The following is a 15,013-nucleotide window of genomic DNA, read 5'->3' on the forward strand; positions in this document are numbered from 1 at the left end:
CATGTCGCATGACCAGGTGCGGGTCACCCGCGCACTCCTCTCCGTCTCGGACAAGGACGGCCTCGTCGCGTTCGCCACCGCCCTCGACCGCCTCGGCATCGAACTCGTGTCCACGGGCGGTACGCACAAGGCCCTGCGCGCGGCGGGACTTCCGGTCACGGAGGTCGCCGACCTGACCGGCTTTCCCGAGATGATGGACGGGCGGGTGAAGACCCTGCATCCCGGCGTCCACGGGGGCCTGCTGGCGGTGCGCGACAACCCCGAGCACCAGGCGGCCCTGGCGGCGCACGGGATCCGCGCCATCGATCTCCTGGTGGTCAACCTCTACCCGTTCGAGGCGACCGTGGCGAAGGGCGCCTCGTACGACGAGTGCGTCGAGAACATCGATATCGGCGGCCCGGCGATGATCCGTGCCGCCTCGAAGAACCATGCCGACGTCGCGGTCGTGGTCGATGTGGCGGACTACGCCGATCTCCTCGCCGAACTGCAGGCGAATGCCGGCAGCCTGCAGGAGCGGACCCGTCGCCGCCTCGCCCAGAAAGCCTATGCCCGCACGGCGACCTACGATGCGGCCATCGCCAACTGGCTCGCCGGCCAGATCGAGACCGAGGCGGCACCCACCTATCGCGCCTTCGGCGGCAGCCTCGCCCAGCCCCTGCGCTACGGCGAGAATCCCCACCAGAGCGCAGCCTTCTACCGGTCGTCCGGCCTGCCGCGACCCGGCGTCGCCACGGCGCGCCAGCTCCAGGGCAAGGAGCTGTCCTACAACAACCTCAACGACACCGACGCGGCCTACGAGTGCGTGGCCGAATTCGACCCGGCGCGCGCGGCGGCGGTGGCGATCATCAAGCACGCTAATCCCTGTGGTGTGGCCGAGGGCGCGAGCCTCGTCGAAGCCTACGAGCGCGCCCTGAGCTGCGATCCGACCTCGGCCTTCGGCGGCATCGTCGCCCTGAATCGTCCCCTGGACGCCGAGGCCGCGCGCCGCATCGTCGAGATCTTCACCGAGGTCATCATCGCGCCGGACGCCACCGAGGAGGCGATCGCGATCGTCGCGGGCAAGAAGAACCTGCGCCTTCTCCTCGCCGACGGCCTGCCCGACCCGCGCGGGGCCGGCGAGACCGTGAAGACCCTCGCGGGCGGTCTCCTGGTCCAAGCCCGGGATGCGGCGGTGGTCGACGACATGCCCCTGACCGTCGTCACGCGGCGCGCGCCGTCGGAACACGAATACGCCGACCTGCGCTTCGCCTATCGGGTCGCCAAGCACGTCAAGTCGAACGCCATCGTGTATGCGCGCGACGGCGCGACGGTCGGCATCGGGGCCGGGCAGATGTCCCGGGTGGATTCCTCGCGCATCGCCGCCTGGAAGGCCGCCGAGGGCGCCAAGCGCCTTGGGGCAGCCGAAAGCCTGGCCAAGGGCTCGGTGGTCGCCTCCGATGCCTTCTTCCCCTTCGCCGACGGGCTGATCGCGGCGGCGGAAGCCGGTGCCACGGCGGTGATCCAGCCGGGCGGCTCCATGCGCGACGCCGACGTGATCAAGGCCGCCGACGAGGCCGGTCTCGCCATGGTGTTCACCGGCCACCGCCATTTCCGCCACTGACGCCTCGCCCGGGCGGCTGGGAACGGCTACGCTTTCCGATTCCACGAGGCCCGATCCCATGACCCACGCACAACATTCCAGCCCCCGCGAGGAGCGCCGCGCGGCGGGCAAGCGCCTGCGCGAGCAGGTCTCGCGGGAATCGCATGCCGAATGGCGGCCGACGCCGCAGCGCGATCCCCTCGCGGTCCTGCAGGCCGGGGAAGCCGGCCGGCTCGGCGAACTCGTGCCCCTCAGGCGGGAGCGGATGCGGGCGGATCCGTTCGCGTTCCTGCGCGGGGCCGCCGCCGTGATGGCGGCCGACCTCGAAGGCGTGCCCGTCCCGGGCATTCCGGTTCAGGCCTGCGGCGACTGCCATATCGGCAATTTCGGCGTCTACCGCAGCCCCGAGGGGCAGACGCTGTTCGACATCAACGACTTCGACGAGACCCTGTGGAACGTCGATTTCACCGTCGACGTGAAGCGGCTCGCCGCGAGTATCGCCCTGGCCGCCCTGCCGCGCGGCGAGGCCAAGGCGCGTCGTGCGGCGCGGGCCGGCGTCCGGGCCTATCGCGAGCACATGCGGGAACTCGCGGCCCTCTCGCCCCTGGCGATCTGGCATAGCCGGATCGACCTCGACCACGAGGTCGGCCGCCTCGGCGACGGCGACCTCTGCCGGCGCCTGCTGTCCGAGGCCGGGACCGAGAATGCCGACGGTCTCAGCCACGGCGACGTACCCACCCTCGCGGTGGCGCCGCACGAGACCGACCCGGCGGATTGGCGCATCGCCGACAAGGCGCCGACCCTCTTCCACGAGGGACCCAACGGCCTGACCGAGGCCGTGCGCGACGCGGCGGCCGCGCTGCTCGCCTATCCGCAGAGCCTCACGGCCGACCGCTGGACGCTGCTCTCGCGCTACGCCCAGCGCGACGTCGCCTTCAAGGTCGTCGGCATCGGCTCGGTGGGTCTGGTCTGTGCCGTCGGCATCTACACCGATGCGGACGGCGCCCCGCTGTTCCTGCAGATCAAGGAGGCCCGCCCGTCGGTGATCGGCCAGCTCGCGCTCAAGCCGTTCAGCGTGGTCTCGGAAGGCCAGCGGGTCATCGACGGCCAGCGCATCATGCAGGCGGCGAGCGACCTCTTCCTCGGCACGTCCTTCTCCGACGCGAGCGGTCGCTGCTACTACGTGCGCCAGCTCAAGAACCGGAAGCTGTCGGCGGTGGCCGAAATCCTCGCCGAGAGCGGGGCCAAGCCCTACGCCCAGCTCTGCGGCACGACCCTCGCCCGCGCCCATGCCCGCTCGGGCGATGCGGCGATGATCGCCGGCTATCTCGGCAAGGGATCGGCCTTCGACGAGGCGGTCGCTGACTTCGCGATGGCGTATGCCCGCCAGAGCGTCGCGGACCACGCCCTGCTGGTCACCGACTTCCTGACCACGCCCGAGACCCAGGCCGCCTGAAACGAAAAGGGCCCCGCCTCGCGGCGGGGCCCCTCGGAGAGAGCCGACCTCAGCGGACCGGGTTCTCGTCGTAGGTGAAGATATCGCGATCCTTGGTCTCCGGAATGAAGAGGAGACCGATGACGAAGGTCATCGCCGCGATCGCGATCGGGTACCACAGGCCGTTATAGATGTTGCCGGTCTGGGCGACGATCGCGAAGGAGGTCGCCGGCAGCAGGCCGCCGAACCAGCCGTTGCCGATGTGATAGGGCAACGACATCGAGGTGTAGCGGATGCGGGTCGGGAACAGCTCCACCAGGGCCGCCGCGATCGGGCCGTAGACCATCGTCACGTAGAGGACGAGGATCGTCAGGATACCGATCACCACGAGCTTCTGGCCCGTGAAGATGTCGATCGGGTTGGCGGCCTTGACGATGGTGGCATTGCCGGCGGGCGCCGGATAGCCGGCCGCGGTCAGCGCCGCCGGCACTGCCTTGGCGAAGGCCGGGTCGGCGACGGGGAAGTCCTTGCCCGCGATGGTCACGATGGTCGGCGCGCCGGCGGCGACCGGCTCGGTGGTGTAGTTCACGGCCGAGCGGGCGAGCAGCGCCTTGGCGACGTCGCACTCCTTGGTGAACTTGGCCGTGCCGACCGGGTTGAACTGGAACGAGCACGCCTCCGGGTTGGTCTTGACCACCACCGGCACCGTGGATTGCGCCTGGTAGAGCGCCGGGTTGGCGTTGGCGGTGAGTTGCTCGAACAGCGGGAAGTAGGTCAGCGCCGCGATCAGGCAGCCACCGAGGATCACCGGCTTGCGCCCGATCTTGTCGGAGAGCGCGCCGAAGAACAGGAAGCCGCCGGTGGCGAGAAGCAGCGACCAGGCGATCAGCACGTTGGCGGTGAACTGGTCGACCTTGAGGATGCTCTGCAGGAAGAACAGCGCGTAGAACTGCCCGGCGTACCAGACCACGGCCTGGCCGGCAGTGAGGCCGAGGAGGGCGAGGAGCGCCCACTTGGCGTTGCGCCACTGGCCGAAGGCCTCCGAGAGCGGCGCCTTCGAGTGCGTGCCTTCCTCCTTCATCTTCTTGAAGGCCGGGCTCTCGTTCATCTGCAGGCGAATCCAGACCGAGATCAGGAGCAGCACGCAGGAGACGAGGAACGGGATGCGCCAGCCCCAGGCCTGGAAGGCCGTGATGGTGGTCTGGGTGCCGTCGGCGGCGGTGGTCACGGTGGGCGCGTAGGCGCCGTTCACGTAGCCCTGGGTCGACAGGATGATGATCAGTGAGAGCAGCAGCCCGAGGGTCGCCGTCGTCTGGATGAAGGCGGTGTAGAAGCCACGGCGGCCCCGCGGGGCATGCTCGGCCACGTAGACGGCTGCGCCGCCGTACTCGCCGCCGAGGGCCAGGCCCTGGAGCATGCGCAGCGCCAGCAGCGTCACCGGCGCGACCCAGCCGATGCCGTAGCCGTTCAGGGTGTCGTAAGAGGGCAGCAGGCCGACGCAGAAGGTCGAGATGCCCATGATCAGGATGGTGATGAGGAAGGTGTGCTTGCGGCCCACCATGTCGCCGAGCCGGCCGAACACCAGGGCGCCGAAGGGCCGGACGAGGAAGCCTGCCGCGAAGGCGAGCAGGGCGAAGATGTTGCGCGTCGCTTCCGGGTAGGCCGAGAAAAACTGCGCGCCGATGATCGTCGCGAGCGATCCATAGAGGTAGAAGTCGTACCATTCGAAGACGGTACCGAGGGACGAGGCGAGAATGACCTTCTTCTCGCCCGCGCTCATCGGCCGTGTGGCCGAATCACTAACGGGAATTGCGCTCGACGCAACCATTTGGCGTTTCTCCAAGTACTTTCTCGCCCGAGCGTAGTCCGCCCGTGGCTTGTTGGACCCTGCGGGGATCGATGCACCGTCTTGGCGTTCGGCTCGACCTGTCGAGCGGACGCAATTCGGTCCTCGTACCCAGTACCCGCGACGCTATGCTAAGCGATGCCTTGTTTTCGCCCAAGTCCGAAAGTCGCCCGCAGACGACCGGATTCAGATCTTTTTTGACCGTAGGCGAAGTTTTTTTTGGCTTAAGGCGGGATTAAAGTCGCCTGGACAGCAGAAAGGGCGCGGCTCGCGCCGCGCCCTGTCCGATATTCCGGCAATTGCCGAAGCGGGTGATCAGTGGGCGTGAGCCCCGTCCGCCCCGATTCCCGTCTCCGAACGCACGAACTGGGCGTCGAACAACGCACGCTCGGCCTTGGCGCGGCGGGTGTTGTCGAGCTTCGAGACGAGGAAGATCGTCAGGAAGGCCAGCGGCATCGAGAAGAGCGCGGGGTTGTCGTAGGGGAAGATCGCCACCGGGTTGCCGAAGGTTGTGACCCAGACCGCCTTCGACAGCACCACCATGCCGACGGCCGCGATGAGACCGACGAGGCCACCGATGAGGGCGCCCCAGGTGGTGGTGCCCTTCCACAGGATCGACATGGTGAGGACAGGGAAGTTGCAGCTCGCCGCCACCGAGAAGGCGAGGCCGACCATGAAGGCGACGTTCTGGTTCTCGAAGACGTAGCCGAGATAGATCGCCACGATGCCGATGACGACGGCGGCGATCTTGGAAAGCCGCACCTCGGCAGCCTCGTTGGTCCGGCCGCGGGCGATCACCTGGGCGTAGAGGTCGTGACTGACGGCCGAGGCACCCGCGAGCGTCAGGCCTGCCACCACCGCCAGGATGGTCGCGAAGGCCACGGCCGAGATGAAGCCCAGGAAGTACGGGCCGCCCACCGCGTTGGCGAGGTTCACCGCCACCATGTTGGTGCCGCCAATCATGCCCTTGAGCTTGTCGAAGGCGCCGGCCGCGTCGAGGGAGAAGTAGGCCGGGTCGGACATCAACAGGGCGATGCCGCCGAAGCCGATGATGAAGGTGAGGATGTAGAAGTAGCCGATCAAGCCGGTGGCGTAGAAGACCGACTTGCGGGCCGCCTGGGCATCCGACACCGTGAAGAAGCGCATCAGGATGTGCGGCAGGCCGGCGGTACCGAACATCAGGCCGACGCCGAGCGAGATCGCCTCGATCGGATTGTTGACGAGGCCGCCCGGCGCCATGATCGCGTCCCCCTTGGGGTGGGTGGCGACGGCGGCGGCGAACAGGGTCTCGGGGTTGAAGCCGTACTTGTACAGCACGGCGCCGGCCATGAAGGTCGCACCGCCAAGGAGCAGGCAGGCCTTGATCACCTGCACCCAGGTGGTCGCCTTCATGCCGCCGAAGGCAACGTATACGATCATCAGGACGCCGACGATGATGACCGCATAGAGGTAGGGCAGGCCGAACAGGAGCTGGATCAGCTTCCCGGCGCCGACCATCTGGGCGATCAGGTAGAACGCCACCACCACCAGCGTCCCGGTGGCCGAGATGATGCGGATCGAGGTCTGATCGAGGCGGAACGAGGCGACGTCGGCGAAGGTGAACTTGCCGAGGTTGCGCAGGCGCTCCGCGATGAGGAACAGCACGATCGGCCAACCGACGAGGAAGCCGGTGGAGTAGATCAGGCCGTCGAAGCCGGAGGTGTAGACGAGGCCAGAGATGCCGAGGAACGAGGCGGCGGACATGTAGTCGCCCGCGATAGCCAGCGAGTTGGTGCCGGCCGAGATGCCGCCGCCGGCCGCGTAGAAGTCGGCTGCCGACTTGGTGCCCTTGGCGGCCTTGTAGGTGATGCCCAGGGTGAACAGCACGAAGAACGCGAACATGCCGATGGCCGGCCAGTTCGTCGCCGATTGCTTGACCGCGCCGAGGTCCGGACCGGCGGCGTAGGCCGCCGTCACGGCCAGAGCCGCCAGGGCGGTCCCGAGGACGAGGGGATGCTTGAGGCGGATCATCGTCCGAGATCCCGCTTGAGGGCCGCGGTCAGGTCGTCGAAGCGGCCATTGGCGCGCTGGACGTAGATGCCAGTGAGGATGAAGGCGAGCACGATCACCGCGACGCCGAGGACGAGGCCGAGGGAAGCGGTGCCCCCGCCGATCTTCACGGCCAGCAGCGCCTTGTCGAAGGCGATCAGCCCGATGAAGCCGAAATAGATCAGCAGCATGATGATGGTGAGCGTCCAGCCGAAGCGCGTGCGCTCGTGGACGAGTTCCTTGAAATGCGGGCTCTGCGCGATCCGCGCAGTCTCCAGATCGGCCATGACGGGTTTCTCCCAGGGATCCGCCTCTTGCCAGGGCGGCTTCCGGATTGAAGGCGTTTCGATTGTCTAGGCAGAGGGACGCGCGGAGACGGGGTCACCGTCACCGCGCGATCGAAGGGCCGGACCCGCTCAGTGCGTCCGGTTCTGGCGATTCTCGATCAGGTCGTCGACCACCGCCGGCTCGGCGAGGGTCGAGGTATCGCCGAGCGACGAGAACTCGTCTTCGGCGATCTTGCGCAGGATTCGGCGCATGATCTTGCCCGAGCGAGTCTTGGGCAGGCCCGGGGCGAACTGGATCAGGTCCGGCGAGGCGATCGGCCCGATATCCTTGCGGACCCAGGTCACCAGCTCCTTGCGCAGCTCGTCCGAGCCCTCCTCGCCCTCCATCAGGGTGACGTAGGCGTAGATGCCCTGGCCCTTGAGGTTGTGGGGGTATCCGACGACGGCGGCCTCCGAGACCTTCGGGTGCGCGACGAGGGAGGATTCCACCTCCGCCGTGCCCATCCGGTGGCCCGAGACGTTGATGACGTCATCGACCCGGCCGGTGATCCAGTAATAGCCATCCGCGTCGCGACGGCAGCCGTCACCGGTGAAGTAGTTGCCCGGATAGGTCGAGAAGTAGGTCTGCTCGAAGCGCTCGTGGTCCCCGTAGACGGTGCGCATCTGGCCCGGCCAGGAGTCCTTGATGCAGAGATTGCCCTCGCACGGCCCTTCGAGGGTCTTGCCTTCGGCGTCGACCACGATGGGCTGGACGCCGAAGAACGGCCGCGTCGCGGAGCCCGGCTTCAGCTTGGTCGCCCCCGGGAGCGGCGTGATCAGGATGCCGCCGGTCTCGGTCTGCCACCAGGTGTCGACGATGGGGCAGCGGGAATCGCCCACGACCTTGTAGTACCAGTCCCAGGCCTCCGGGTTGATCGGCTCGCCGACCGAGCCGAGGACCCGCAGGGAGGCGCGGGAAGTCTTCTTCACCGGCCCTTCGCCACCGCCCATCAGCGAGCGGATCGCGGTGGGCGCAGTGTAGAAGATGTTGACCTGATGCTTGTCGATCACGTCCCAGAAGCGGGAATTCGACGGATAGGTCGGAATGCCCTCGAACATCAGGGTCGTCGCGCCGTTCGCGAGCGGCCCGTAGACGATGTAGGAGTGCCCCGTCACCCAGCCGACATCGGCGGTGCACCAGTACACCTCACCCTCGCGGTAATCGAAGACGTACTGGTGCGTCATCGAGGCATAGACGAGGTATCCGCCGGTGGTGTGGACGACACCCTTGGGCTGTCCCGTCGAGCCGGAGGTGTAGAGGATGAAGAGCGGGTGCTCGGCCTCGACCGGCTCGGCCGGGCAGTCGTCGGTGACCTGGGCCGCGGCCTCGTCGTAATAGACGTCGCGGCCGGCTTCCATCGGGATCGACGAGCCGGTGCGGCGGACCACCACGACGTGGTCCACGCTGTCCTTGGGCAGGCGCGCGATCGCGGCGTCGACATTGGCCTTCAGCGGCACCTTGCGGCCGCCGCGCAGGCCCTCGTCCGCGGTGATGACCATCTTGGAAGCGCAGCCCTCGATGCGGCCGGCGAGCGAATCCGGCGAGAATCCGCCGAAGACGATGGAGTGGATCGCGCCGAGGCGGGCGCAGGCGAGCATCGCGTAAGCGGCCTCGGGGATCATCGGAAGGTAGATCGTGACCCGGTCGCCCTTCGAAACGCCGCGGTTGCGCAGCACGTTCGCCATCTTGCCGACTTCCGCGTGAAGCTGGCGATAGGTGATGTGCTTGGACTCGGTCGGGTCGTCGCCTTCCCAGATGATCGCGACCTGATCGCCGCGCGTGTCGAGGTGGCGGTCGATGCAGTTGTAAGCGACATTCGTCTGCCCGTCCTCGAACCACTTGATCGAGATATTGCCGGGCTCGAAACTGGTGTTCTTCACCTTCGTGAAGGGCGTCATCCAATCGATGCGCTTCCCGTGCTCGCTCCAGAAGGTCTCTGGATCGGCGACGGAGGCCTGATACATGGCCAGGTACTTCGCGTTGTCGACGTGGGCGCCCTCGCTCCACGTCGAACGCACTTCGACCACCTTCTCGTCCATCGCGTTGTCCCTATCGGTGCCCGATCGTATCGCGACTGTTCACGCAGCCGGGTCTTCCGAATACCGTCATAGGCTCAACGAGATATTCCCCGCAAGCACCCATATGGCTAGGTGCGGGACAGGACAGCTATTTTGTTTGTGCGCTTGTCAATTGCACCCAATGCAGATGCCGGTATCGACCTTCTTGTCGATGGCGCGCTGCTTGCGGGTGGTGTCGGACATGCGCTCCTCCGAGGGCGCGGCTGCCCGACCGGGGGGCTTGGTCACGCCGGTCGAGGTGATGTTCCGGAACTGTCCGGCTGATCCGAGATTGGTCTCGGTGCCACTCTGCTGGGCCAGGGCCGCCCCCGGCAAACCGATCCCCAGAACGGCGATCAAGGTCAACGCACGCATCATCGTCTCCATGGCAGGGGAGGGGTCCCCTCCGCTGGACAGCCAACGCGCGCTGCGAGGCCCGGTTGCAGCGGCACCGGCGCGGTATCAAGCCCGCTTCGTCGCCCCGGGCACGGGAAAGAGCATCTCCACCAGCGTTCCCTCATCCTTTTGGCTGGAGATACGGAATCGGCCATGATTGGCCTCGGTCAGGGCCTTGGTCAGCGGCAGCCCCAGCCCCGTCCCGCGGGATGGTTCGACCGGCAGGCCCGACTGGAACGGATGCAGGGCGTCCTCCATCTCGGCCGCCGTCATCCCGGCACCGGTATCGCGGATGCGCAGCGCGATCTCCCCGCGATCCGCGAGCGACGTCGATACGATGACCTGCCCGCCCGCCTCGGTGAGCGCGATCGCATTCGCAATGACGGTCATGGTCGCCTGCCGCACGAAACGCTCGTCGCCCGAGAGGCGCGGCAGATCGGTGGAGAAGCTGGTACGCAGGACGATGCGCCGTCGGACGGCCTCCGGGTGCAGAAGGGCGACGCAGCGCGACACCACCTCGTTCAGTGATAGATCCGCGACGACGCGGTCGACTGTCCCGGATTCGAGCCGAGCCAGGTCCAGCACGTCGGTCACGAGATCGAGCAGGCGCGCGCCGGAATCGTGCACCTCCTGCAGGGAAGCGCGGTAGGGCTCGGATCCCGCCGGACCGACGGTCTCCCGCATGACGCCTTCGAGCGCATGGAGCATCTGCTTCACCGGCGCCTGAATGGTCTGACCGACCCGAGTCAGAAGTTCGGCCTGGGGCGGGATCGCCTCCCGCGCCGCGCTCGAACTCCGCTGGTCGGCCCCGCTGCGGTCGGCGGGTGCCGAGTCGTCACGGATCACGGCGCAGACGCGTTCCTCCGCATCTCCGGAGAGCGGCAGCACCTTCACGCGCAGGCGCCGTCTCGTGCCACGCGCCGTCACGGGCATCTCGTCCCGGACCTCCGTGCCCGGCTCGGCATGCAGGCGGGCCAGGAGGTCGACGGCATGCTCCGAGGCGAACAGGCCGAGAAAACTCGCGCCGACCACCTCGCGCGGATCGAGCCCGAACGTCTCGGCGGTCCGTCGATTCAGGGACAGGATGCGGGCCTGGTGATCGAGCAGCACGATGCCGTCGTCCAGCGCATCGAGCACCGCGCGGGCATCGACGCTGTGGCGGGCAGCGAAATCCTGGGCGATCGCGGCCGCCGTGGCGGCGCGGGCCTCCTCGCTCGGCTCGGCATCGCGGGCGAGCAGGAGATGGGCCGGGCGGCCGGCCCAATCCAGGCCGGAATGCTCGATCAGGACGCTGACCCGTCCGCCGTCGCGGGTGGTCAGGATCAGGGGTGCCTCACCCGCCGGGCGGGCCTGGGGATCGAGGCCACCAAAGAGGTGTGCGACCCCACCGGCCGCCGTGAGATCCTCCCGCGTCGCGTGGCCGACGAGGCGGAGAAGGGGCTGGTTGGCAAACAGCACGGTGTCGTTGCGATAGACGAGCACGCCGGAGGGAATGCGCTCCAGGGTCGCCACCATCGCGGCATCGGGTGATTGCTCGTCGGATGACCGCGCGAACGGGACCGGAAACGGCATCACCGCGCAGGGCAGGCTGGGCTCGGCCTCCGTATCCGACCGCTCATCGCCCGCGAACCGGGCACCGAGAGCGCGTGCGATCTCGCGGAAGGCGGCGTGCTCGTGGCTCGAGAGGTGCGGATCGGCGGACTCGAGCGGCCTGTCGGGTGCCGTGTCGGCCGGCGCATCGCCGTCGATGTGAGAGGCCGCGGGCGGAGGGGAGACGACCGCGTCGGGAGGCAGCGGCGGTGCGGGCGCCGCCGCGACCACGGGGGCCGGCTGCGCCACGATCGGATCCGTCACCGACCGGATCTGCCCGAAGCCGCGGAATCCCGCGCCGGCCCGGTTCTTCGGAGCACCGGACACTTCGAGGTCGCAGGTGGCGCCGTCGGCGCCGATCAACGTGAGGGGGATCGCCCGGAAGGTCCGGCCCCGATCAAGGGCGGTCAGCAGGCCACCCGCATCGCGCAGCACGTCCGCATCCGCCAGCGCCTGCCAGGTGCGCCCCACGAGGCGCTGCCGCAAGGCCGGTCCGGCCTCATGCGAGATGTGGAGGATCGTCCCAGCCGCGTCGCTCTCCCAGGTGAAGCGCTGCCGGGCGACGATGGCCTCCCCCGCCGCGATGGCCGGTTCGGACACGACGGCTGTGTTCGCGTCATCCGGCGCGTCCGGCTCGGCGATCGGAGGCAGGGTCGGTTCCGCCGTACCGGGATCGCGGCGCCTGCGGAGACCCCGCAGCAGCGTCGACGAAGACGTGTCCAAGACGAGCACGACGGCGTCGCGCGACCCGGTGAGGGAGACCCGCATCACGCTGGCCAGTACCGGCGCGGCGAGACGGCGAGCGTCGAGGTGCAGTCGCATCAGCAAAGGTTGGTCAAGGGGCAGGCGCGCACGCGCGATCTGCTCCCCGAGCTTGAGCCCAACATCGACCCGGCCGTCCACTCCGCCGATGCCGTCCCGCAGGCTCGCGGCCTGATGCGACGCGTGCAGGATCTGCGTCCCCTCCGCATCGAGCAGCAGTACCGCCGACTGCGAATCGCTCATGCGCGCGCCGAGGCGCGAATCATCCGCGCATCGACGCAGAGCCGCCTGGATCGCCTCGTCATCGTTTCCGCCAGGCCCTGAGGCTCCACTCTCGAACATCCGCACCTGTTTCGCGTGACGAATCTTGGGACGTGACGTCCTTTTTACCGCGTCACCGCCTCTCCATAAGCCACGAGAGGGGCCGCCGCACGTTTACCTGTTGTCAACCTTAATGCGCCCGAGCAGGGTGGCATAGGGCTGGAGCTGTGCTATTGTGCAGTGCACAACACGCCATCAACAATTGAGAACGAGGAGAGGATAATGAGCAGCACCCCGAATTACGAGGTTCCCGCCGAGATGCGCGATTTCGCCGAGAAAAGCGTCGATCAGGCCCGCAAGGCCTTCGACACTTTCATCAGCGCCGCCCGCCGCACCGCCGACACCGTTCAGGGCTCCGCCGAGATGGCGCGCACCAATGCCCAGGACGTGTCCGCCCGCGGCTTCGAGTTCGCCGAGCAGAACGTGACGGCGGCCTTCGACCTCGCCCAGAAGCTCGTCCGCTCGCGCGACCTGCAGGAAGCGATGCAGCATCAGGCCGAGTTCGTGCGCAGCCAGTTCGCCGCGATCCAGGCCCAGGCCAAGGAGTTCGGTGGTCTCGCCCAGACGGCCATGCAACAGAGCGCCGAGAAGGCCAAGGGCGCTATGCAGGAGGGCGCGGAGCACGCCCGCAAGGCAATGGAGCAGGGCTCCGAAGCCGCTCGCAAGGCCGGCAGCGACGCCGAGCAGGCCATGCGGAACGCCACCAACTCCTGATCCTCGATCCCGCGCCGACCGCGCGGTTCGCCCCTCGCAGCCCGCTTCGCCTCCCGGCCGAGCGGGCTGTTTCGCGTTCGGGCCCAACTGTGTGCGAGGGCACCGTGTGGGATGACCGTTGCCCATCACCCGACTTGCCCGTGCCGGGCGGGTCTCCTAACCCTGTCGCTCCGCCGTGCCGGCGTGTCCCGGACCGGCGCTGTCAACGAGGACGTAAGACCATGCGACGTATCTCCCGAGGCAGTCTGATCCTGACGGTCCTCGCCGGACTGTTCGCGGCCCAGGGGGCCAGCGCGCAGTATTACGACGACGGCTACGACCGTCCCCCGCCGCGCCGCGCCTATGACGAGCGCCGCCTGCCGCCCCGTCGCGAGGCCGGCTTGAACTGCGATGCGGTGCAGTCGGGCCTGACCGGCTACCAGCCCTATTCCTGCCCGCTGCCAGGTCCGCGCCCCCTCGGCGCGCGCTGCTTCTGCAACATGCCGATCGCGCCCTTCAGCCCGCCGCAGACCGCGGTCGGGCGCGTGGTCCCCTGAACGACGCTTCATCCGATGCTACGAACGACGAAGGCCGCGTCATCCTCCCGGATGGCGTGGCCTTCGCTTGTCCGTCCCTGTCCCGGGACCTCAGTTCAGAACGACGACCTTGGCGCCGACCTTCACGCGCTCGTAGAGGTCGGTAACGTCCTCGTTGGTCATCCGGATGCAGCCCGACGACACGGCCTGCCCGATGGTATCCGGCTCGTTGGAGCCGTGGATCCGGTACTCGGTATTGCCGATATACATGGCACGCGCGCCGAGCGGGTTCTCGACGCCGCCGGCCATGTAGCGCGGCAGGTCGGGGCGACGGGCGATCATCGCGGCCGGGGGCGTCCACGACGGCCACTCCTTCTTGGCTGTCACCGTCTTCACACCGGACCAGGTGAAGCCCGGACGACCGACGCCGACTCCGTAGCGGAGAGCCTCGCCATTCGGCATCACGAAGTAGAGGCGCCGCTCGGCCGTGGACACCACGATCGTGCCCGGCTTGTAGTTTCCGGTGAACGCCACGATCTCGCGTGGGATCGGAGCGACCTGCGCCTGGGGCGCTGCCTGGTAGCCCTGTCCGGCCGTACCCGGGTAACCGTACGGATCGTCGGTCGTGCGGCCGTAGCCGTAGGCCGGATCAGACGAATAGTAATCCTCGCTGGCATTGGTGCCGAACGGATCATAGGGAGCAGCCAGAACAGGGCTCGTGGAGAGGACGCAGACACCGAGTATGCCTGTGAGGGCGGTCGCCAAGGTCTTCATGTTGGATCCCTTACCTATGCCGTAACCTTTGCTATACAAGCGTAAGCATGGGAGAGTGGTTCCACGGCCCGTGCGGATTCCGTCATTTTTACGGCGCCCCCGGTTTTTAATCCGTCGTTTCCGCCGCGCGCAGCAGGGCAGCAACGTCGAGCTTCACCATGGACTGCATTGCGGTGAAGACCCGGTCGGCCACGGCGGGATCGGCATCGGCGAGGAGGCGCGGCAAGATTTCCGGAACGATCTGCCAGGGCACGCCCCAGCGATCGCGCAGCCAGCCGCACTGGATCTCCGAACCGCCATCCGCCACGAGCCCCGTCCAGAGGCGGTCGACCGCCGCTTGATCGGCGCAGGAGACCGAGATCGAGGCGGCCGTTCCGTAATCCGCTGCCACACCGCCGTTCAGGGCCTGGAAACGCTGGCCGCCGAGGGTGAAGCGGATCAGGATCACGTCGCCCGGCGCGCCGCCCGGCCAGGGGCCGGGAGCCCGCTGGAGATGATCGACCCGGGAGTCCGGGACCAGCGAGACATAGTGGCGGACCGCCGCTTCCGCATCACGCGCGTACCAGAGGCACGTGCTGACGGGGCAGGGACCGACTGTTTCGCTGACCATGGCGCGGTCGTCCGACATGACTTCGTGCCTCCATCTGGCGGCCTCAGACGCGGCCGGGA

12 protein-coding genes are annotated in these 15,013 nt (G+C 68.0%); 4 read left to right on the forward strand and 8 right to left on the reverse strand.

What is annotated here, in order from left to right; genetic code table 11:
- Position 1 precedes the first annotated feature (1 nt).
- Together purH and AC1MGR_RS08610 are read left to right on the forward strand one after the other, a co-directional pair.
- Positions 2-1,600 carry a bifunctional phosphoribosylaminoimidazolecarboxamide formyltransferase/IMP cyclohydrolase gene (purH, locus tag AC1MGR_RS08605; protein ID WP_480234307.1) on the forward strand — a complete coding sequence of 533 codons (1,599 nt, stop codon included), beginning with the start codon at positions 2-4 and terminating at the stop codon, positions 1,598-1,600.
- A 58-nt stretch (positions 1,601-1,658) separates the two neighbouring features.
- The gene (locus tag AC1MGR_RS08610) at positions 1,659-3,035 is read left to right on the forward strand and encodes a DUF2252 domain-containing protein (protein ID WP_480234308.1); all 1,377 of its coding nucleotides are present in this window, start codon (positions 1,659-1,661) and stop codon (positions 3,033-3,035) included.
- Positions 3,036-3,084: 49 nt separating this feature from the next.
- Here AC1MGR_RS08610 and AC1MGR_RS08615 read toward each other — a convergent pair whose 3' ends face one another.
- The 6 genes from AC1MGR_RS08615 to AC1MGR_RS08640 form a co-directional block, all read right to left on the reverse strand.
- Positions 3,085-4,794, reverse strand: coding sequence for an MFS transporter (locus AC1MGR_RS08615; protein WP_480234309.1), 1,710 nt, complete (start codon positions 4,792-4,794; stop codon positions 3,085-3,087).
- Positions 4,795-5,175: 381 nt separating this feature from the next.
- The gene (locus tag AC1MGR_RS08620) at positions 5,176-6,870 is read right to left on the reverse strand and encodes a cation acetate symporter (protein WP_480234310.1); all 1,695 of its coding nucleotides are present in this window, start codon (positions 6,868-6,870) and stop codon (positions 5,176-5,178) included.
- A complete protein-coding gene (locus AC1MGR_RS08625) occupies positions 6,867-7,175 on the reverse strand; it encodes a DUF485 domain-containing protein (RefSeq protein ID WP_108034649.1) in 309 nt (102 codons plus the stop codon). The genes AC1MGR_RS08620 and AC1MGR_RS08625 overlap by 4 nt, the downstream gene beginning before the upstream one ends.
- 129 nt (positions 7,176-7,304) lie before the next feature.
- A complete protein-coding gene (gene acs, locus AC1MGR_RS08630; RefSeq protein WP_108034650.1) occupies positions 7,305-9,254 on the reverse strand; it encodes an acetate--CoA ligase in 1,950 nt (649 codons plus the stop codon).
- Between the two features lie 147 nt (positions 9,255-9,401).
- Positions 9,402-9,659 (reverse strand): hypothetical protein, encoded by a 258-nt coding sequence (locus tag AC1MGR_RS08635; RefSeq protein WP_480234311.1) that lies wholly within the window; start codon positions 9,657-9,659, stop codon positions 9,402-9,404.
- A gap of 75 nt (positions 9,660-9,734) precedes the next feature.
- A complete protein-coding gene (locus tag AC1MGR_RS08640) occupies positions 9,735-12,263 on the reverse strand; it encodes a PAS domain-containing sensor histidine kinase (protein WP_480234312.1) in 2,529 nt (842 codons plus the stop codon).
- A 300-nt stretch (positions 12,264-12,563) separates the two neighbouring features.
- Here AC1MGR_RS08640 and AC1MGR_RS08645 point away from each other — a divergent pair, with 300 nt between their 5' ends.
- Together AC1MGR_RS08645 and AC1MGR_RS08650 are read left to right on the forward strand one after the other, a co-directional pair.
- Positions 12,564-13,055 (forward strand): phasin, encoded by a 492-nt coding sequence (locus AC1MGR_RS08645; RefSeq protein ID WP_108034652.1) that lies wholly within the window; start codon positions 12,564-12,566, stop codon positions 13,053-13,055.
- A gap of 221 nt (positions 13,056-13,276) precedes the next feature.
- On the forward strand, positions 13,277-13,591 hold the full coding sequence (locus AC1MGR_RS08650) for a hypothetical protein (protein WP_108034653.1): 315 nt from the start codon (positions 13,277-13,279) through the stop codon (positions 13,589-13,591).
- 90 nt (positions 13,592-13,681) lie between these two features.
- On the opposite strand, the gene AC1MGR_RS08655 is transcribed toward AC1MGR_RS08650, so the two are convergent.
- Together AC1MGR_RS08655 and AC1MGR_RS08660 are read right to left on the reverse strand one after the other, a co-directional pair.
- The gene (locus AC1MGR_RS08655; RefSeq protein WP_108034654.1) at positions 13,682-14,344 is read right to left on the reverse strand and encodes a L,D-transpeptidase; all 663 of its coding nucleotides are present in this window, start codon (positions 14,342-14,344) and stop codon (positions 13,682-13,684) included.
- 106 nt (positions 14,345-14,450) lie between these two features.
- A complete protein-coding gene (locus AC1MGR_RS08660) occupies positions 14,451-14,972 on the reverse strand; it encodes a VOC family protein (protein ID WP_480234313.1) in 522 nt (173 codons plus the stop codon).
- Positions 14,973-15,013: the final 41 nt, after the last annotated feature.

Source organism: Methylobacterium sp. BI1 (assembly GCF_056680125.1).

Coding starts and splice junctions, on each gene's coding strand:
- AC1MGR_RS08610 (WP_480234308.1), top strand. CDS start 1,659: ATGACCCACGCACAACATTCCAGCCCCCGCGAGGAGCGCCGCGCGGCG.
- AC1MGR_RS08645 (WP_108034652.1), top strand. CDS start 12,564: ATGAGCAGCACCCCGAATTACGAGGTTCCCGCCGAGATGCGCGATTTC.
- AC1MGR_RS08635 (WP_480234311.1), bottom strand. CDS start 9,659: ATGGAGACGATGATGCGTGCGTTGACCTTGATCGCCGTTCTGGGGATC.
- purH (WP_480234307.1), top strand. CDS start 2: ATGTCGCATGACCAGGTGCGGGTCACCCGCGCACTCCTCTCCGTCTCG.
- AC1MGR_RS08615 (WP_480234309.1), bottom strand. CDS start 4,794: ATGAGCGCGGGCGAGAAGAAGGTCATTCTCGCCTCGTCCCTCGGTACC.
- AC1MGR_RS08655 (WP_108034654.1), bottom strand. CDS start 14,344: ATGAAGACCTTGGCGACCGCCCTCACAGGCATACTCGGTGTCTGCGTC.
- acs (WP_108034650.1), bottom strand. CDS start 9,254: ATGGACGAGAAGGTGGTCGAAGTGCGTTCGACGTGGAGCGAGGGCGCC.
- AC1MGR_RS08620 (WP_480234310.1), bottom strand. CDS start 6,870: ATGATCCGCCTCAAGCATCCCCTCGTCCTCGGGACCGCCCTGGCGGCT.
- AC1MGR_RS08660 (WP_480234313.1), bottom strand. CDS start 14,972: ATGTCGGACGACCGCGCCATGGTCAGCGAAACAGTCGGTCCCTGCCCC.
- AC1MGR_RS08640 (WP_480234312.1), bottom strand. CDS start 12,263: ATGAGCGATTCGCAGTCGGCGGTACTGCTGCTCGATGCGGAGGGGACG.
- AC1MGR_RS08625 (WP_108034649.1), bottom strand. CDS start 7,175: ATGGCCGATCTGGAGACTGCGCGGATCGCGCAGAGCCCGCATTTCAAG.
- AC1MGR_RS08650 (WP_108034653.1), top strand. CDS start 13,277: ATGCGACGTATCTCCCGAGGCAGTCTGATCCTGACGGTCCTCGCCGGA.